This window comes from Streptomyces sp. NPDC053427 (assembly GCF_044544985.1).
Taxonomy (GTDB): domain Bacteria; phylum Actinomycetota; class Actinomycetes; order Streptomycetales; family Streptomycetaceae; genus Streptomyces.
In genome coordinates this window covers 198,070-216,036 of record NZ_JBITYA010000012.1, presented here as the reverse complement: position 1 = coordinate 216,036, position 17,967 = coordinate 198,070, and the positions used below count along the sequence as shown (strand labels likewise).

The 17,967-nt window shown below is 72.5% G+C and carries 12 protein-coding genes; 5 read left to right on the top strand and 7 right to left on the bottom strand.

What is annotated here, in order from left to right; translation table 11 throughout:
• Positions 1 to 51: 51 nt before the first annotated feature.
• The 4 genes from ACIGWZ_RS30945 to ACIGWZ_RS30930 all read right to left on the bottom strand — a co-directional run bounded on the left by ACIGWZ_RS30945 (position 52) and on the right by ACIGWZ_RS30930 (position 6,381).
• Complete coding sequence (locus tag ACIGWZ_RS30945; protein WP_400070012.1) at positions 52 to 2,484, bottom strand: [protein-PII] uridylyltransferase; 2,433 nt, start codon at positions 2,482 to 2,484, stop codon at positions 52 to 54.
• Positions 2,485 to 2,915: 431 nt separating this feature from the next.
• A complete protein-coding gene (locus ACIGWZ_RS30940) occupies positions 2,916 to 3,254 on the bottom strand; it encodes a P-II family nitrogen regulator (protein WP_400070011.1) in 339 nt (112 codons plus the stop codon).
• Entirely contained in the window at positions 3,251 to 4,591 is a 1,341-nt protein-coding gene (locus ACIGWZ_RS30935) for an ammonium transporter (protein ID WP_400070010.1), read from the bottom strand. Before ACIGWZ_RS30935 ends, ACIGWZ_RS30940 begins: the two co-directional genes overlap by 4 nt.
• A gap of 383 nt (positions 4,592 to 4,974) precedes the next feature.
• On the bottom strand, positions 4,975 to 6,381 hold the full coding sequence (locus ACIGWZ_RS30930; protein WP_400070118.1) for a hypothetical protein: 1,407 nt from the start codon (positions 6,379 to 6,381) through the stop codon (positions 4,975 to 4,977).
• 566 nt (positions 6,382 to 6,947) lie between these two features.
• Here ACIGWZ_RS30930 and ACIGWZ_RS30925 point away from each other — a divergent pair.
• On the top strand, positions 6,948 to 7,616 hold the full coding sequence (locus tag ACIGWZ_RS30925) for a bifunctional DNA primase/polymerase (protein ID WP_400070009.1): 669 nt from the start codon (positions 6,948 to 6,950) through the stop codon (positions 7,614 to 7,616).
• A 50-nt stretch (positions 7,617 to 7,666) separates the two neighbouring features.
• On the opposite strand, the gene ACIGWZ_RS30920 is transcribed toward ACIGWZ_RS30925, so the two are convergent.
• The gene (locus ACIGWZ_RS30920; protein WP_400070008.1) at positions 7,667 to 8,557 is read right to left on the bottom strand and encodes an alpha/beta fold hydrolase; all 891 of its coding nucleotides are present in this window, start codon (positions 8,555 to 8,557) and stop codon (positions 7,667 to 7,669) included.
• Positions 8,558 to 8,834: 277 nt separating this feature from the next.
• The gene (gene ftsY / locus ACIGWZ_RS30915; RefSeq protein WP_400070007.1) at positions 8,835 to 10,067 is read right to left on the bottom strand and encodes a signal recognition particle-docking protein FtsY; all 1,233 of its coding nucleotides are present in this window, start codon (positions 10,065 to 10,067) and stop codon (positions 8,835 to 8,837) included.
• A 183-nt stretch (positions 10,068 to 10,250) separates the two neighbouring features.
• Between ftsY and ACIGWZ_RS30910 the strand changes: the two genes are divergently transcribed.
• The 4 genes from ACIGWZ_RS30910 to ACIGWZ_RS30895 all read left to right on the top strand — a co-directional run bounded on the left by ACIGWZ_RS30910 (position 10,251) and on the right by ACIGWZ_RS30895 (position 16,109).
• Positions 10,251 to 11,492 (top strand): NAD(P)/FAD-dependent oxidoreductase, encoded by a 1,242-nt coding sequence (locus ACIGWZ_RS30910; RefSeq protein WP_400070006.1) that lies wholly within the window; start codon positions 10,251 to 10,253, stop codon positions 11,490 to 11,492.
• 228 nt (positions 11,493 to 11,720) lie between these two features.
• Positions 11,721 to 13,211, top strand: coding sequence for a purine-cytosine permease family protein (locus ACIGWZ_RS30905; protein WP_400070005.1), 1,491 nt, complete (start codon positions 11,721 to 11,723; stop codon positions 13,209 to 13,211).
• Between the two features lie 111 nt (positions 13,212 to 13,322).
• Positions 13,323 to 14,321 carry an LLM class flavin-dependent oxidoreductase gene (locus tag ACIGWZ_RS30900; protein ID WP_400070117.1) on the top strand — a complete coding sequence of 333 codons (999 nt, stop codon included), beginning with the start codon at positions 13,323 to 13,325 and terminating at the stop codon, positions 14,319 to 14,321.
• A gap of 57 nt (positions 14,322 to 14,378) precedes the next feature.
• Positions 14,379 to 16,109: an ankyrin repeat domain-containing protein gene (locus tag ACIGWZ_RS30895; RefSeq protein ID WP_400070004.1), complete on the top strand. Its 1,731-nt coding sequence runs from the start codon at positions 14,379 to 14,381 to the stop codon at positions 16,107 to 16,109.
• 94 nt (positions 16,110 to 16,203) lie between these two features.
• Here ACIGWZ_RS30895 and ACIGWZ_RS30890 read toward each other — a convergent pair whose 3' ends face one another.
• A complete protein-coding gene (locus ACIGWZ_RS30890) occupies positions 16,204 to 17,622 on the bottom strand; it encodes a sugar porter family MFS transporter (protein ID WP_400070003.1) in 1,419 nt (472 codons plus the stop codon).
• Positions 17,623 to 17,967 lie beyond the last annotated feature (345 nt).

Genomic DNA, 17,967 nt, shown 5'->3' with positions numbered 1-17,967 from the left:
CTAGGGTATCCGCCCCCGCAAGCGGTGCGGGCCGGGCCTGCGCGCGATGCGCTACAGCAGGGCGCTCTGCACGCTCTCCGCGAGCGCCGCCGCCGCCTTCTCCGCCAGCGGCCGCCCGTCCGGCTCCGTCACATAGAAGGCGTCCACGGCGTTCGCTCCCAGCGTGCTGATGTGGGCGCTGCGGACGCAGACCCCGGCGGCCTCCAGGGCCCGCCCGATCCGGTGCAGCAGACCGTGGGCGTCCTGCGCACGGACCTCGATGACGGTCGCCGTACGGGAGGTGCCGGGGGCGACGGTCACCCGGGGCGGCGGGGCGAGGGCGGCGCGGGCGCGGCGGGCGTAGGCGCGTTCGCGCTCCGCGAGGCGGACGGGGACGTCGAGGGAGCCGTCCAGGGCGCGGACCAGGTCCACACGCAGCCGGTCGGCGTCCGGCAGCGAGCCGTATTCGGCGGCCACCCGCCAGCTGAGCAGGAGGACCGGGCCGTCCCCTATGGGGTCGAGGGTGCGCAGGTCGGCGGCGCGGACGGTGAGGCGGTGCAGGGCGAGCACGCCGGCCGCGGCGGGCAGCACACCGGGCTGGTCGGGGACGGCGATGTGCAGTTCCACGCCGACGGATTCCTGGGCCTCGTGCTCGGTGGGGGTCTCGACGCGGGTGTGCAGGGCCAGGACCGGGCCGCCGGTGCGCCCCGCCTCGACGGCCAGCCGCTCCTGCTCCGCGGTCGGCTCGTCCGAGCCGACGACGTCCTCCTCGGCCTCCCCGGCGAGGTGCGCGGCGACCCGTTCGACCAGGCCGGCGACGAGCCCGCCGCGCCAGGCGCTCCAGGCGGCGGGCCCGGTGGCGAGCGCGTCGGCCTCGGTCAGGGCGTGCAGCAGCTCCAGCGTGCCCGCGTGGCCGACCGCGTCCGCGACCGCACCGATGGTGGCCGGGTCGTCCAGGTCGCGGCGGGTGGCGGTCTCGATGAGCAGGAGGTGATGGCGTACGAGCGCGCCGATCACCGCCGTGTCGCGGGCCTCGAAGCCGAGGCGGGCGGCGATGTCCCGGGCGACGGACTCGCCTGCCACCGAATGGTCGCCGGGCCGGCCCTTGCCGATGTCGTGCAGCAGGGCGGCGATCAGCAGCAGGTCGGGGCGGTGCACCCGGCGGGTCAGCGCGGAGGCGCGGACGGCGGTCTCGACCAGGTGGCGGTCGACGGTCCAGGTGTGGACGGGGTTGCGCTGCGGGCGGCAGCGGACGTGCTCCCACTCGGGCAGCAGCCGCGTCACGATGCCCTCGGCCTCCAGGGACTCCCATACGGGCACGGTGGGCGCGCCGGCGCCCAGGAGGGTCACCAGCTGCTCGCGGGCCTCGGCGGACCAGGGCACGGGCAGCGGCTTGCCGGCCGAGGCGGTGGCGCAGCGGCGGATGGCGTGGGTGGCCAGCGGCAGCCCCGCCTGGGCGGCGGCCGCCGCGGCCCGCAGCACCAGCACCGGGTCGTGTTCGGGCCGGGCGGTACGGGCCAGGACGGCCTCGCCGTCGAGTTCGACGACGCCCTCGGCGAGCGGGGAGCGGTCCCCTCTGCCCGCCGTCCGGCCGGAGAGCAGGCTGCGCAGGGTGGGCCGCACGGAGCGGGCGCGCAGGACCCGGCCGACCTCGCGCCAGGTGACGTCGGCGGCGTAGGAGATGGTGCGGGCGGCCTCGTAGGTCCCGCGGAGCAGGGCGTCGGCGTCCGGCACGTCGAGGGTGGCGGCGACCTGGCTCTGTTCCTGGAGGGAGAGCCGGTCGGTGGCGCGCCCGGTCACCAGGTGGAGCGCGTCGCGGGTGTCGAGGAGGCGGGTGCGGGCGGCTTCCAGTCCGCTGCGGGGTGCGTCGGCGAGCCAGGAGGCGGCGACGGCCCGCAGCGCGGTGGCGTCGCGCAGGCCGCCCTTGGCCTCCTTGAGGTCCGGTTCGAGGAGGAACTGCAGCTCGCCCTGGCGCTCGGCGCGTTCCTGGCACAGGTCGTGGAGTTCCGGCAGGCGTTTGGGGGCGCTCTCGCGCCAGTCGGCGTAGGCGGCGGTGCGCAGCGCGGCGGTCAGCTCGCCGTCGCCGGCCAGGTGGCGGGCGTCGAGCAGGCCCAGCTGCACCTTGAGGTCCTCGCGGGCGGCCTTGCGGGCCTCGTCGGGGGTGCGCACGGAGTGGTCGAGGTCGAGGCCGAGGTCCCAGACGGGGTACCAGAGGTGGTCGGCGAGCTTGGCGACGGCACCGGGGTCGGCGCGGCCGTCGTGCAGCAGGAGGAGGTCGAGGTCGCTGCGGGGGGAGAGTTCGCCGCGGCCGTAGCCGCCGACGGCGACGAGGGCGGCGCCGGGCACGCCTGCCTCGGCGGCGGCGCGCTCCAGGAGGGCGGCGAGCCACGCGTCGGTCAGCCGCGCAAGGGCGGCCCGCCGGTCCGGCCCGCCGGGTGCATCGCCCTGGAGGAGGCGCAGGCGGGCGCCGGGGTAACCGCCGGTCTCATCGGCACTCTCCGTCAAGGAATCCTCCTGGGCCGCGTTCTGTGTTGAGCACGTGGGCCGCGTGTCGCCGGTCGCGGGCCGCGTTCCGTCGATCGCGTGTCGCCGATCGCGTGGCCGCGTGTCGCCGATCACGTGGACCGCGTCCCGTCGGGCACGTGGACCGCATCCCGCCGATCACGTGGACCGCGTCCCGTCGCGCACATGGGCCGCATGGTCGTCGATCGTGGGCCGCTTCTCGTCGACCGCGCGGCCCGTGTTGCGTCGAGCACGCGGCGCGCCGCGGGAATACCGCCCCGCGCCCGCCGCGTTGTGGCCCGCAAGGGGCGCCCGCATCCCCTACGGGATGTGTTCGCCCACCCCTTAGGGCCCGCCCGTCGTACGTCGTACACGGTGGACCGGCCGGCACCCACCCGGCCGGCCGGCCCCCCGCCCGCCGACGGAGACAGCCGCTAGAGCGCGTCCGGGCCGCGCTCCCCGGTCCGTACCCGGACCGCGTCCTCGACCGGGACGCTCCACACCTTGCCGTCCCCGATCTTGCCGGTACGGGCCGCCTTGACGACGACGTCCAGCAGCTCCGGCGCGTCCGCGTCCTCCACCAGCACCTCGATACGGATCTTGGGCACCAGGTCGACGGTGTACTCGGCGCCGCGGTAGACCTCGGTGTGGCCGCGCTGCCTGCCGTAGCCGCTGGCTTCGGTGACGGTCAGGCCGTGCACGCCGAACGCCTGCAGGGCTTCCTTCACCTCGTCCAGCCGGTGCGGCTTGATTACTGCCGTGATGAGCTTCACGCGTCCACCTTCTTCGTCAGGGTCTCGCCGAGTGCCGGGCCCTTGCGGGCCATCGCGCCGCCGCCCGCACCGGTGAAGTCGTACGCCGTCTCGGCGTGTGCGGCCTGGTCGATGCCGGAGATCTCCTCGTCCGCCTCGATCCGGAAGCCCATCACCAGGTCGATGGCCTTGGCAAGGATGTAGGAGACGACGAGCGAGTACAGCAGCACGGAGGCCACTCCGACGGCCTGCCTGCCGAGCTGCTCGAAGCCGCCGCCGTAGAACAGGCCCTTGGCCTCGCTCTGTACGCCGCCGGTGGCGAACAGCCCGATCAGCAGGGATCCGGCGACGCCGCCGACCAGGTGGACGCCGATGACGTCGAGGGAGTCGTCGTAGCCGAACTTGTACTTCAGGCCGACGGCCATCGCGCACAGCACTCCGGCGATCGCGCCGACCGCGATGGCACCGAGCGGGCTGACGCAGCCGCAGGCCGGGGTGATCGCGACGAGTCCGGCGACCGCGCCGGATGCCGCGCCCAGTGTGGTGAACGAGCCGTGCCGCAGCTTTTCGTAGGCGAGCCAGCCGAGCATCGCGGCGGCGGTGGCGACCTGGGTGTTGACGAAGGCGACCGCGCCGATGCCGTCGTCGTTGCCGAGCCAGGAGCCGGCGTTGAAGCCGAACCAGCCGAACCACAGCAGGCCGGCGCCGAGCATCACCAGGGGCAGGCTGTGCGGCCGCATCGGGTCCTTCTTGAAGCCGATGCGCTTGCCGACGACCAGGATCACGCCGAGCGCCGCGGCTCCGGCGTTGATGTGCACGGCCGTGCCGCCCGCGAAGTCGATGACCTGCAGTTTGAACAGCCAGCCGCCCTCGCCCCAGACCCAGTGGGCGACGGGGAAGTAGACGACGGTCACCCACAGGGCGATGAACAGCGCCCAGGCGGTGAACTTCACCCGGTCCGCGAGCGCGCCGCTGATCAGCGCGGGAGTGATGATCGCGAACATCAGTTGGAAGACCGCGAAGACATAGACCGGGATGGTGGTCGATCCCCACAGCTGGGTCAGGCCGATCCCGCTGAGACCGGCGAAGTGGCCGTCCCAGCCGATGAGGCTGCCCTTGTCGGTACCGAAGGTGAGCCCGAAGCCGTACAGGACCCACAGGATGGTCACGATGCCCAGGCTGATGAAGCTCATCATCAGCATGTTGAGCACGCTCTTGACCCGGACCATGCCGCCGTAGAAGAAGGCGAGCCCGGGGGTCATCACCATCACCAGTGCGGAGCAGATCAGCATGAACCCGGTGTTCGCCGGGCTGAGTGTGGCCTTGTCTGCTGCCAACGTCAGGATGCCTGGGGGCATCGGCGTCTCCTCGTCGTCGATGCGGCCCGTGCGGGCGTGGTTCTGGTGGGCCGACTTCGCGATGAGGTTGTCGCAGGGGGGTTTCGGCCAAACCTTGCGGGTGTTTCGCGGCAGTGACGAAGACGCCGTACGTGTTACGCCGAGGTGAACTGCGGTCCCGCCCCGCATTCCCCCGTTCGCCCTACGGCAACCGCCCGGGGAGCGACCGTCCATGGAGCAGCCGCCACGGCGAGCGACTCCCGTCGCGAAGGCGGCGCCGGTTCACCGGCGCACGAGCAGGCCCGCCCGCGGCGCCGCCCGTGTGACCTGGCGTGGGGAAGCCGAGTCGGGCTGTACGGGACGGCGGCGCGGGCGGGGGCTCGGGGGTGGTGGGGACGGAGGGGTCAGACGGCCTGCGCCGCGTGGTCCGGCAGCTGGCGCGAGAGTTCGTCGCTCAGCCGGACCACCTCGGCGACTCCGGAGAACTCGCGGGCGGCGGTGTCCACCGTCTTGCGCAGCCGGGTGTTGACGCGCTCGGAGCGGACCTGTTTGGCGAACGGGATCGCCCGCTGCGCCATGGCCGCGCAGGCCTCGGGCTCCTTCTGCAGCAGATGGACGGTGGCCATGCCGATGAGGTTGAGCGCATACGACCGCTGGTGCTCGGGGTCCTTGCCGAACAGCTCCACGGCGCGCTCCATGACGGGCTCGGCGAGCGAGGCGTAGGTGGGGCTGCGGCCCGCGACATAGGCGAGGTCGCGGTAGGAGTGGGCGTTCTCGGCGTTCAGCTCGGCCTCGGAGAAGAAGCGGATCCAGTCCGGTTCCGGCTCGCCGGGCAGGACGTCGGAGAAGGTGTCCTCGGCCATCCGTACGGCCCGCTTGACCTTGCTGGGCTGGCCCATTCCGGCGTAGGCGCGGGCCTCCATCGCATACAACATCGCCTGGGTGCGGGGGGTGGCCGTCTCGCGGCTGCCGTACTGGGCGAGGTGGATCAGCTCCAGGGCGTCGTCCGGCCGGCCCAGATGGATCATCTGGCGGCTCATGCTGGAGAGGATGTACGAGCCCAGGGGGCGGTCGCCGGCCTCCTTGGAGGCGTGCAGGGCCAGCACGAAGTACTTCTGGGCGGTGGGCTGGAGCCCGATGTCGTAGCTCATCCAGCCGGCCAGCTCGGCGAGCTCGGCGGCGACCTTGAACAGCCGCCTGGAGATCTCCTCGGGGTGCGGCTCCTGGAGGAGGTCGGTGACCTCGTGGAGCTGGCCGACGACCGCCTTGCGCCGCAGCCCGCCGCCGCACTGGGCGTCCCACTGCCGGAACATCGCGGTCGTGGACTCGAGGAGTTCGAGCTCGGGCCGGGAGAGCCGGGCGAGCCGTCGGGCGCGGTCCTGCGGTACGTCGGCGCCGCCCTGGCCGGCGGGCACCGGCACCAGCCAGCGCTGCATCGGCTCGATCAGGCTGGGGCCGGCGGCCAGCGCCAGGGAGGTGCCCAGGAAGCCGCGGCGCGCCAGCATCAAGTCGCTGCGGGAGAACTCGCTGATGAGGCTGACGGTCTGGGGGCCCGCCCAGGGCAGGTCGACGCCGGAGGTGGAGGGGGACTGGTGCGCGGTGCGCAGCCCCAGTTCCTCGATGCCGACGACGCAGCCGAACCGCTCGGAGAACAGCTCGGACAGGATCCGCGGAATGGGCTCGCGCGGCTGCTCGCCGTCGAGCCAGCGGCGTACCCGCGAGGTGTCGGTGCTGATGTGGTGGGCGCCCATCTGGCGCGCCCGGCGGTTGACCTGTCGCGCCAGCTCGCCCTTGGACCAGCCGCTGCGCATGAACCACGAACCCAGTTGTGCGTTGGGTCGTTTGACGGCGTCGGTGCCGCCCGTGCCGCCGTTGCCGGCCACTTGGTAGCCCCCATCCCGATCGTTGCCCGGTGCTTGGTACGAACCCTTGACAGGGCGCCGCCCGTTGCGACGCCTGTCCGTGGTACATCTACCCGATCACGTCTTCCGGCCACACCTTTTGGCCTGTGCCGGACCGGTGCGTTGCCACCGGCATACCCGTGCGAATGATGCCTCTCCGGGGTTCGTGCACTGAAAGTAATCCTACGATCACGCCCCCCGCGAGGGCGATTGCGGAAACGCCACCATTCGCCACCCCTTCGAATGAACTGCCCGGCGGGCTCTCGCGATTGACTTGACAGGGTTCGGATGGGGCCGGGCGGAACGGAGCGCACAAGGGAGTGCGGCCCGCACCGCACCACCCGGCGCACCACGCCGCACCGCGCCGCGCCACCGGCAGCGCCGGCCGTCAACGGTGCGGCACGGCGTGACAGTTGGGGCCGCCGGGCGGCTCACCGGCTCGTAACCACAGGCACGCGGCACCCGTTGGAGGGGGCATGGGCTTCACGATCGGCGGCATCCGGGAGATTCGGTCCGGTGCGCGGCGCCGCGCCCGCTCGTCCGAGATCACGGCGGTGGCGGAGTACACGGGACTGTGGGGCTGGGACGTCGTTCCCGGCGCCCGCGCGGCGCGCTCCGGCAGCGGCCGTACGGACTGCTCGTGCGGCGCCCCGGACTGCCCCTCCCCCGGGGCTCATCCGCTGGACTTCGGCAAGGAGGTGGCGGCCGGCGCGACGCTGGAGGAGGCCGCGGCGGCCTGGGCCCGGACGCCGGGCGCCGCCGTGCTCCTCCCGGTGGGCCGGTCGTTCGACGTCCTCGACGTCCCGGAGGCGGCGGGCCGCGGCGCGCTGGCCCGGCTGGAGCGGATGGGGCTGCCGCTGGGCCCGGTGGCCGCCACTCCCACCGGCCGCGCCCTGTTCTTCGTCGCCCCGGGCGCGGCCGCCGATCTGCCGGGCCTGCTCTACCGGACGGGCTGGGACGACGCCGATCTCGATCTGCGTCCGCTGGGCGACGGCGACCACATCACCGCGCCGCCGTCCGACCTCGGCGGCCGGGGTCCGATGCGCTGGCTGCGCCCGCCCGCCCTGGACACCGCCCACCGGCCGCCGCAGGCGCGGCTGGTGGTGGGCACCCTGGCGTACCTCTGCGCGCGCGTCTGCGTCTGAACCGGCTGAACCGGCGCCGTTCCCGGTCCCGTCACGACGCGTCGGTCCCGTCACGGGGCGTCGGCCGGCTCCGGTGGCCCGGTGCGGTCGAGGAGCGTCCGGAGGATGTCCTCGGCGTGGGTCCACAGCACCGCGCCCCCGATCCCCGGAACGAGGTGCCGGACGGCTCCGGGGATCCGCTCGGCCAGGCCGGCGCCCCGGTCCGGTGAGTGGGTGGCGTCCTCCTCGCCGTACCAGAGGTCCACCGGGACCCGGATCGCGGAGAGCGCGATGTCCCACCGGCCCATGGCGAGCGCGGTGTCCCGCGCATACCCCTGCGGCCCCGGTGCGAAGGCCTCGTCCAGCGCCCGTCGGTAGGCGGCGGCGAATCCGGGCTCCCGGTGGACGGCGAGGTCGCAGTCCGGGCTGCCGGCCATGACCATGTCCCACATGGCCTGTGGGGTGAACCCGGCGAAGATCTGCTCGGCGGCGTCCGGGTCGGACACCGCGAGAGCGACGAGCCGCCGCAGTTGCCCGGGCAGCGCCGCGGCGAACCGCGGGGCGGCGACCTCGTCGGCTCCGGAGACCACCGCCAACGCGCCGGTCACGCCGTGCGCGGCGCAGGCGAGGGCGAACGGCGCCCCTTGCGAATGGCCGACCATGGCGGGCCGGCCCAGGCCCCGCCGGGCGGCAAGGTCCCGTACGTCGGCGGCGAAGTCGGCGAAGGTGCGCCGGGGCGCGGGCGAGGAGGCTCCCAGGCCGGGGCGGTCCAGGCCGATGAGCCGGATCCCGAGCCGGTCGGCGGCGGCCGGGCCGAATCCCAGGCACCGGCCGGTGGCCGCACCCGGGGAGAGCAGTACCGGCGTGCCGTCCGGCGGGCCCCACTCCGCCCAGCCCAGGAGCCGTCCGTCGGGGAGCCGTTCCGCACCGGCGCGGGCCGGGGCAGCGACGTAGGTGGTCATGATCCCCAGCGTGCCCGGTGCGGTGAGCGGGCGGCGAGGGGTTTTCGTACGCGTGCGGGCAGGTGTCGCGCGCAAGGCGCCGGGTCCGGGAGAGCCGGCGATCCGGTGCCGGGCAGCGCCCGTCCCTCCGGGTGCGGAAGACCCAGAAGACCGGTTTGCGGGCCCGGATGTCCGGACCGGGGCACGGGGCGGCGGCAGAACGACGCCGGCCCCCGGTACCCGCCGTACGCGGGTCCGGGGGCCGATGACGGCCGGGGCGTGGCGCCCTGGGAGCGTGTCAGTCGATCAGCGCGTCGACGAAGGCCTCGGGCTCGAACGGCGCGAGGTCGTCCGCGCCCTCGCCCAGGCCGACCAGCTTGACCGGTACGCCCAGTTCCCGCTGGACGGCGACGATGATGCCGCCCTTGGCGGTGCCGTCGAGCTTGGTGAGCACCACGCCGGTGATGTCCACGACCTCGGCGAAGACCCGGGCCTGCACCAGGCCGTTCTGGCCGGTGGTGGCGTCCAGGACGAGCAGCACCTCGCCGACCGGGCCGTGCTTCTCGACGACCCTCTTGACCTTGCCGAGCTCGTCCATCAGACCGGTCTTGGTGTGCAGCCGGCCGGCGGTGTCGATGAGGACGACGTCGGCGGACTCGGCGATGCCTTCCTTCACCGCGTCGAAGGCGATGGAGGCGGGGTCGCCGCCCTCGGGCCCGCGGACGGTACGGGCGCCGACCCGCTCGCCCCAGGTCTGGAGCTGGTCGGCGGCGGCGGCGCGGAAGGTGTCCGCGGCGCCGAGGACGACGGACTTGCCGTCGGCCACCAGGACGCGGGCGAGCTTGCCGGTGGTGGTGGTCTTGCCGGTGCCGTTGACGCCGACGACCAGGACGACGCCGGGGATCTCCGCGCCGCCGTTGCCGATGCCGTTGTCGGTGTGGACCGTGCGGTCGGCGTCGGTACCGATGAGGGTGAGCAGTTCCTCGCGCAGCAGCGCGCGCAGGTCCTCGGGGGTGCGGGTGCCGAGGACCTTGACGCGCTCGCGCAGCCGGTCGACGAGCTCCTGGGTGGGGGCGACGCCGACGTCCGCGGTCAGCAGGGTGTCCTCGATCTCCTCCCAGGTCTCCTCGTCGAGGTGTTCGCGGGAGAGGAGGGTCAGCAGGCCCTTGCCCAGGGTGTTCTGGGAGCGGGAGAGCCGGGCGCGCAGCCGGACCAGCCGGCCGGCGGTGGGCTCGGGGACCTCGACGGCCGGTGCCGGGGGCGCCTCGGGCTCGGCCGCAGGTGCCTCGACCGCGGGTGCCTCGGCCTCGGCCGGTGGCAGTCCGACCTCTTCGATGGTGCGACGTTCCTCGTCGCGGGGGGTTTCGGCCTCCTCGCCGACATGCGGTTCGGCGGGAGGTGCGGTGACGGAGGGGGCAGCCGGCGGGGACGGCGGCAGCTGCCTCTTCTTTCGGCGGCCGCTGACGACGAGTCCGCTGATCGCGCCGAGCACGACCACGGCGATGACTACAGCAAGGATGACGGTTTCCATAACCCCTCCAGTATCAGCCACGCCCCGCCCGTGGGGACTGCACGCGCCGGACCCGGATTCGCGGGCCTCCCGTCCCGCCCCAGGGGCGAATGCGGATGCCTCGTATCCAGGTTGATTCTGGATGTGTAATATCCAGAATCACTCCCCGGGACCCGCCCGCGGAGCACTGGAAGGGGAATCTGGATGTTTGACGTCCTGGTTTTGGGCGGCGGTTTCGCCGGACTGTGGAGCGCCGCCGCGGCGACCCGCCTGCTGCGCAACCATGCGGCGGGGAACCCCGGAGCCGACTCCGGCACCGTCGCGCTGCTCACCCCGCTCCCCGACCTGACCCTCCGTCCCCGCCTCTACCAGGCCGACCCGGCCGCCTTCCGCGTTCCGCTCGACCGGGTGCTGGGCCCGGTCGGCGTCCACCTGATCGCCGCCACCGCCACCGCGGTCGACACCGAGCGCCGCCGGGTCGGCGCGACCGCCGCCGACGGCACGCGGACGGAGGTGGGCTACCGGCGGCTGGTGCTGGCCACCGGGAGCGCAGTGGTGCGGCCCGAGCTGCCCGGCGCCGAGCTGCTGCACGACATCGACACGCTGGCCGCCGCAGTGAAGCTGGAGGACCATCTGCGGGCCCTGCCGGACGGGCCGGACGGGCCGGGCCGCTGGAGCGCGGTGGTGATCGGCGCCGGGTTCACCGGGCTGGAGATCGCCACCGAGCTGGTCGGCCGGCTGCGCGCCAGGGCGGCCCCGTACGGCGCGGCGGACGAGGTGCGGGTGACCCTCGTCGAGCGTGCGGCCGCCGTCGGGGAGGGGCTGGGCGAGGCGGCCCGCCCGGTGATCACCCGGGCGCTGGACGAGCTGGGCGTCGAACGCCGGCTCGGGGTCACCGTGACCGGGGTGGACGCGGGCGGGGTCCGCCTCTCGGACGGCGGCGTGCTGCAGGCCCGTACGGCCGTGTGGACCGCGGGGATGCGGGCGAGCGCGCTGACCGAGCAGATCCCCGCACCGCGCGACGGGCTGGGGCGGCTCGCCGTGGACGCCCGGCTGCGGGTGCGGGGCGTCCACGGCGTCTACGCGGCCGGGGACACCGCGGCGGCCACGGCCGAGGGCGGCCACACCGTGCCGCAGAGCTGTCAGGCCGCGACGCCGCTCGGCAAGGTGGCGGGCCACAACGCCGTCGCGGACCTGCTCGGCCTGCCGCAGGTGGCCTTCGCGCCCGACCCGTACACCACCTGCCTGGACCTCGGCGCGGCCGGCGCGGTGGCCACCGCGGGCTTCGACCGCGCACTGCGCGAGGGCCCCGAAGGCTTCGAGAAGGAGCTGAAGCGCGCCATCAACGAGACATGGATCTCGCCGCCGGTCGACGATCCGCAGGAGCTGCTGCGGCGGGCCGACCACCGCGTCAGCCAGCGGCAGGCCGCACCGTCCCCGGCCTGATCAGCGACGCGGGAATGGATGCTCCGACAAGAGCGTGTGACGCCCGCCCTTGTCGGGGGGTCCAAAGGTATGTACGAGTAGAAGTTGGTTCAAAGTACGATGGTGGACGGCCGCGCAACGCGCGTAGAGTCCTGGCAACCATTTCCGGCCAGGCACCACAGCCGCTGCCTGCACCTCCTCCCCCCGGGGGTGCCCCTCCAGACCCCCCGCACGGAGATACCAGCACCAATGGGCACCAGCACCACGTCCCCCTCCACTCCCGAAACCGAAGGCGCCGTCGAGACCCGGGGCATCGAGCCCGTCCCGGACAACGAGCGCCAGGGCCGGGTCCGCGAACTCTTCCCCACCTGGGTCGCCGCCAACATCAGCGTGTTGTTGCTCACCATGGGCGCTTCCCTGGCCGTCAACAACGGGCTGAACTTCTGGCAGGTCCTGCTGGTCGCCGCGATCGCCGCCACCGTCGCCTTCGGCATGGTCGGCGTGCTGTCGGTCTCCGGTAAGTGGGGCGGCGCGCCCGGAGCGCTGCTCTCCCGGGCGGCCTTCGGCGTCCGCGGCAACTACTTCCCCGGCGCGATCCTGTGGGTCGCCCGCTTCGGCTGGGAGACGATCAACGCGGTCACCGGCGCCTACGCCGTACTGACCGTGCTCGACCTGCTGTTCGGCATCAAGAGCAACAACGTCCTGATCGTCGTCACCCTGCTCGCCTTCGTGGCCGTCACGTACCTGGTCAGCGGCCTGGGCCGGAAGGCGCTGAACGTCTGCAACAAGTACTCGACGTACCTGTTCGGCCTGTTCAGCATCATGGTGCTGGTCTACCTGATCGCCACGATGGACTGGCACGCGATCTTCGCCAAGAAGGCCGGCACCACCGCCATGGTGATCGCGGGCATCGGCACGATCGCGGCCGGCGGCATCAGCTGGGTCCCCACCGGCCCCGACTTCGCCCGCTACCTCCCGCACTCCGCCTCCGGCAAGAAGATCGCCGGTACGACCGTCGCGGGCGCCGCCCTGGTGATGGTGCCGATGGTGCTGATGGGCGGCGTGATGGCCGTCTCCAGCCCCAAGCTGGCCGGCCAGAACACCGACCCGATGTCGTTCCTGGGCACCGTCCTGCCGACCTGGCTCGCGATCCCGTACCTGGTCACCGCGCTGGTCGGAATGGTGCTGATCAACAGCCTGTCGATGTACTCCGCCGGCTTCACCGCCCAGACGATGGGCGTCAAGCTGCCGCGCGCCCTGGCGGTCAGCATCAACGCCGTCATCAGCCTGATCGGCGGCCTGTTCATGATGCTGGTGGCCAAGGACTTCATCGGCCAGTTCATCGCCTTCCTGACGCTGCTCGCGGTCTCCTTCTCCGCGTGGATCGGCGTCTACGCCATCGACATGGCGCGGCGCCGCAACAAGGCGGTGCGCTACGACGCGGACAGCCTGATGAACACCGGCCGCACCAGCCGCTACTGGTACACCGGCGGCTTCTGCTGGCAGGCCATGACCGCCTGGTCCGTCGCGCTGGCCGCGGGTCTGTGCTTCACCAAGGTCCAGTGGTTCACCGGCCCGCTGGCCACCACCTGGATCGGCGAGAACGGCCTGGGCTGGGCGGCCACGATCGTGATCGCCGCGGTGGTCTTCGCGGTGCTTCCCGTGGCCGCGGAGAAGGTCCCGTCGGACGCGTCCGCGCAGGCCGCCGACGAGGCCCCGCAGCCGGCCGAGGTCGGCTGACCACCCGGCCACCGCACCGGCCCCGGGTTCCGCACCCTGGTGATCTGACGTAACGTCAGCTAACGTCCCCTTCGCCCACCGCCCGGCGAAGGGGACGTCGTCATGTCTGCCATGCCCATCACGGTCCTGCGGTTCAACCTCGTCGACCCTTCGCCCACCCCCGAGGCCCACTCCGCCCGCTACCGCGCCGCCGTCGAGATGGCAGCCTTCGCCGACGACCGCGGCCTGACCATGATCCAGACCGAGGAGCACCACGCCACCACCAACGGCTGGATGCCCTCCCCGCTCACCTTCGCCGGCGCCGTCTTCGGCGCCACCCGCCGCATCGGCGTCACCGTCTCCGCCCTGATCACCCCGCTGCACGACCCGCTGCGGCTGGCCGAGGACATCGCCGTGCTCGACCTGCTCAGCGGCGGCCGGCTGATGACCGTCGCCGGGCTCGGCTACCGGGAAGCGGAGTACGCGGCGCACGGCAAGGACTGGAAGGCCCGCGGCGCGCTCCAGGACGAGGTACTGGAGACGCTGCTCGCCGCGTGGACCGGTGAACCGTTCACCTATCGGGGGCGTACCGTCCGCGTCACCCCGCGCCCGTACACCCAGCCGCACCCCCTGCTGCTGATCGGCGGCAGCTCGCGGGCCGCGGCCCGGCGCGCCGCCCGCCTGGGGCTCCCCCTCTTCCCCAGCGCCCACCTGCCGGAGCTGGCGGCCTACTACGACGAGCGGCGCGCCGAGTTCGGCACCGAGGGCTGGGTGATGCAGCCGCCCGAACAGACCTGCCTCCTGCACGTCTCCGAGGACCCGGACCGCACTTGGGACGCGTACGGCGCGCATCTGCTGCACGAGGCGGGGACCTACGCCTCCTGGCAGTCCGCCGACATCCGCTCCGCGGTGCGCTCCGCCGCGACGGACACCGAGGCACTGCGCAAGGAGGGCGTCTACCGGATCGTCACGCCCGACGAATGCGTACGGCTGGCCCAGGCGGCGGGCGCGCAGGGCTCGTTGATCCTGCATCCGCTGTGCGGCGGGATGCCGGTCGACGAGGGCTGGCGTTCGCTGCATCTGTTCACGGAGCGGGTGATGCCACGGCTGGAGGCCGCGACACCGTCCTGACCTGCGTCGACGCCCGGTCGGGAGGCGTTGTCAGTGGCGGGTGTCACTATCTGTCACATGAAGTTCTTCGAGGGGCCGACCGAGGCCGGCACACCGGCCGAACCACCCGCCGGCGGCGTGGTGTTGTGCGCCTACGAACCGGTCGAGGACGAGGATTTCGCGCCTGACCACTGGTTCGTTCCGGCCCAGTTGCCACAGGTCGCGGAGATCGGCGCAGGGCCGGACGTCCGCATCGTGCTCACCGGGTGGGAAGTCTGGCCGTGTTCGGTGACGATGCGGCTGGGAGTCTTTCTGCGGCGGATCCGGCCGCAGGACCCGTCGCACGACGGCGGTCCGAGCGCCGGCGGGCTGCGCCTGGGCCTGCTGTTGGCCGACGGACGCAAGGTCACCACGCTCGACGGTGAAGCGGAGCCCCTGGACGGCCCGGCCGGTCCCACACTGCGGCTGAGCGGCGGCACGGGCGGTGCCTTCCACTGTCACATGGAGCTGCATCTCTCGCAGTTGCCGCCCGCGGGAGAAACCCGGCTGGTGGTTGCGTGGCCGGATGAGAGGGTGCCCGAGACCAGTACGGTCATCGACGCGGCAACGCTGCGGGCGGCGGCCGGCGATGCGCTGGAGATCTGGCCGGACGCCGAGCCGCCCGCCCCGCCGTCGGCCGGCGAGGAGGTAGCGGGCTTCGGCTTCGCGAGTACGGGGCCGTACGAGATCCTGGCCCGGCCGGCGGAAGCGGATCCGGACGAGGAATGGAGCCCGCCCGCTCCCGACCGCTCCCGCGGTGACTGGGAGGGCATGACCCATGACGGCTGGAAGGACGCGGAGCTGGTCCGGGCCCGCCTGGCGAACGGCGCCGCCCCCGATTCCACGGGTCCCGACGTGCAGGAGACGCCGCTGCACCGGGCCGCCGCCACGGGCTCCCCCCAGGCCGTCGCCGAACTCATCGCGCGGGCACACGACGTGGACGCCCGGGACGACGAAGGCTGCACCCCGCTGTGGCGGGCCGTATGCCACGGCGCACAGGAGAACGCCGCACTACTGCTGGAGGCGGGGGCGGATGCCTGGAGCCCGCAGCTCGGCGGCCGTTCGCCGGGCCGACTGGCGCTGACGACGGCCATGGCCCCGCTGTTCGCCGGGCTGCCGGGCGCGGTTCCCCTGACGGATGAGGAGCGGGCCGCCCAGCGGGACGCCGATGACCGGACAGCCGTCCTCCAGGGGGTGGAGACCGACGGCGTCTCGATCGCCTTCGTTCCCGGCATCGACGAGGACGAGGCCATCCGGCGCCTGGGCGGCGACCCGCGCACCTGCCCCGTGTCCGATGGGGAAGCGGATCCGGACGGCGTCAATCCGGATGACTTCGACGAGGACTGGGAGGACTTCGAGCCGTCCGAGCGTGAGGTGGGGGTGACGGGCGTGGACGGCGGATGCGTGCTGTTCCAGCCCTCCTGGTATCTGCTGAGCACCGACTCGGTCCTCGATGCCCTCTCCCCCGGCACCACCGCCTACGGCCTCTACTTCAACCCCAAGGGCGGCACCTTCGGCGCGCTCTCCCGCGACGGCCGCACCGTCCTCAGCGAGGAGATCGGCCAGGCGGCGTTCGGCGACGACTCGCCCGACGCGCATTGGCTCTACCGCTTCTGGAACTGGGATGTGCCGAAGGGCGCATGGCACGCCGACGCGATCGCCTACGCCTCGGCGATGGCGGGGCTGCGGGTCATGGACTCGGCCCCGGTGGACGCCTGGCCCCGGCGCTGGACGGAGATACCCGAGGACAGCCCGCTCCTGGACGAGTAGGACGTCATCGTCATCGGCGCCGTGAAAACGGTGCTGCCCCGGCTCGGGTGAGCCGGGGCAGCAGCCACAACTGAGGAGACGGACTGGCGGGGGGTTAGCCCATCTCCTCCAACGCCTTGCCCTTGGTCTCCTTGACGTACTTGAGTACGAAGGGGATCGAGAGCAGAGCGAAGACCGTGTAGATCACATACGTACCCGACAGGTTCCAGTCCGCCAGGCTCGGGAAGCTCGCGGTGATGGCCCAGTTGGCGATCCACTGCGCGCAGGCGGCGACGCCCAGCGCGGCGGCGCGGATCTTGTTCGGGAACATCTCGCCGAGGAAGACCCAGACCACGACGCCCCAGGAGAGCGCGAAGAAGAGCACGAAGACATGCGCGGCGATCAGGGCCACGGTGCCCTCGGTGGCCGGCAGGGTGCCGGCCGCGGTCTTGGCGGAGAAGGCCCAGGCCTCCAGGGCCAGCGCGATGGCCATACCGGCCGAACCGATCAGCGCCAGCGGACGGCGGCCGATCCGGTCGACGAAGACCATCGCAATCACGGTGCCGATGATGTTGATGATCGAGGTGGTGAAGCTGTAGAAGAACGAGCTGCTCGGGTCGATGCCGACGGACTGCCACAGCGTCGAGGAGTAGTAGAAGGCGACGTTGATGCCGACCAGCTGCTGGAAGACCGAGAGCCCGATGCCGACCCAGACGATCGGCAGGAAGCCCATCTTGCTGCCGAGCAGGTCCTTGAAGCTCGACTTGTGCTCGCGGCGCATCGCGTCCTGGATCTCCACGACCCGGGTGTCGAGGTTGACGGTGTGGCCCTCGACCTCGGACAGCACCTCCTTGGCGCGGGAGATCTTGCCGACGGAGATCAGGAAGCGCGGCGACTCGGGGATCGCGAAGGAGAGCAGACCGTAGAGGACGGCCGGCACGACCATCACGCCGAGCATCCACTGCCAGGCCTCCAGGCCGGCGATGGTGCCGCGCTGGTCGCCGCCGGCGAGGTTGAGGATGCCCCAGTTGACGAGCTGCGAGATGGCGATGCCGATCACGATCGCGGCCTGCTGGAAGGAACCGAGCCGGCCGCGGTAGGCGGACGGCGAGACCTCGGCGATATAGGCCGGGCCGATGACCGAGGCCATACCGATCGCGAAGCCGCCGACGACCCGCCAGAGCGCAAGGTCCCAGAGGGCGAACGGCAGTGCGGAACCGACCGCGCTGATGGTGAACAGCGTCGCGGCGATCTGCATCACCCGGATACGGCCTATCCGGTCGGCGATCCGGCCCGCGGTCGCGGCGCCGATCGCGCAGCCGATCAGGGCGACGGCGATCACCTGGGCGAGGACGGCCGAGCCGACGTCGTAGCGGCTGCGGATCGCCTCGACGGCACCGTTGATGACGGAACTGTCATAGCCGAAGAGGAAGCCGCCCATCGCGGCAGCCGCCGTGATGAAGATGACATGGCCGAGATGGTCCGGGTGGGCCTTACGGCCTTCCGGAACCTTCGGCTGCGCGGTGCTGGTCAACGTGAACTCCAGTGGCCCGGCTGCGCTGCCGGGCATCGGGGGCTGGCCCTTCCAGTGGCGCATAGGTTGGGGGTACCCACCACTTGAAGGTAAAAGCAACGTTGCAGAGACTATGCCTTCAAGTTACGAAGTCAATAGGCCGTGACGAATTCGTTTTCCGGCGCGATTCCGAGGGCTCCACAGGAGTCTTCGTTCAAGTCATGAAGAGAAGCTAGGCGCGAAGGTCACACCTCGGGCCCCAAGACGCCGCAAGCAACAACACCCCCACGGACCCACCGAAGCCCCACGCCTACCAATCACTCTCCGTCGCCGCCTGCGGGAACAAAATAACCCTCAGTAATCGTT

Excerpts from the sequence above, each read along its gene's own strand:
- ACIGWZ_RS30920 (WP_400070008.1), bottom strand. The coding sequence starts at position 8,557 with ATGACCACCTACGTCGCTGCCCCGGCCCGCGCCGGTGCGGAACGGCTC.
- ACIGWZ_RS30895 (WP_400070004.1), top strand. The coding sequence starts at position 14,379 with ATGAAGTTCTTCGAGGGGCCGACCGAGGCCGGCACACCGGCCGAACCA.
- ACIGWZ_RS30935 (WP_400070010.1), bottom strand. The coding sequence starts at position 4,591 with ATGCCCCCAGGCATCCTGACGTTGGCAGCAGACAAGGCCACACTCAGC.
- ACIGWZ_RS30910 (WP_400070006.1), top strand. The coding sequence starts at position 10,251 with ATGTTTGACGTCCTGGTTTTGGGCGGCGGTTTCGCCGGACTGTGGAGC.
- ACIGWZ_RS30900 (WP_400070117.1), top strand. The coding sequence starts at position 13,323 with ATGCCCATCACGGTCCTGCGGTTCAACCTCGTCGACCCTTCGCCCACC.
- ACIGWZ_RS30905 (WP_400070005.1), top strand. The coding sequence starts at position 11,721 with ATGGGCACCAGCACCACGTCCCCCTCCACTCCCGAAACCGAAGGCGCC.
- ACIGWZ_RS30930 (WP_400070118.1), bottom strand. The coding sequence starts at position 6,381 with ATGCGCAGCGGCTGGTCCAAGGGCGAGCTGGCGCGACAGGTCAACCGC.
- ACIGWZ_RS30925 (WP_400070009.1), top strand. The coding sequence starts at position 6,948 with ATGGGCTTCACGATCGGCGGCATCCGGGAGATTCGGTCCGGTGCGCGG.
- ftsY (WP_400070007.1), bottom strand. The coding sequence starts at position 10,067 with ATGGAAACCGTCATCCTTGCTGTAGTCATCGCCGTGGTCGTGCTCGGC.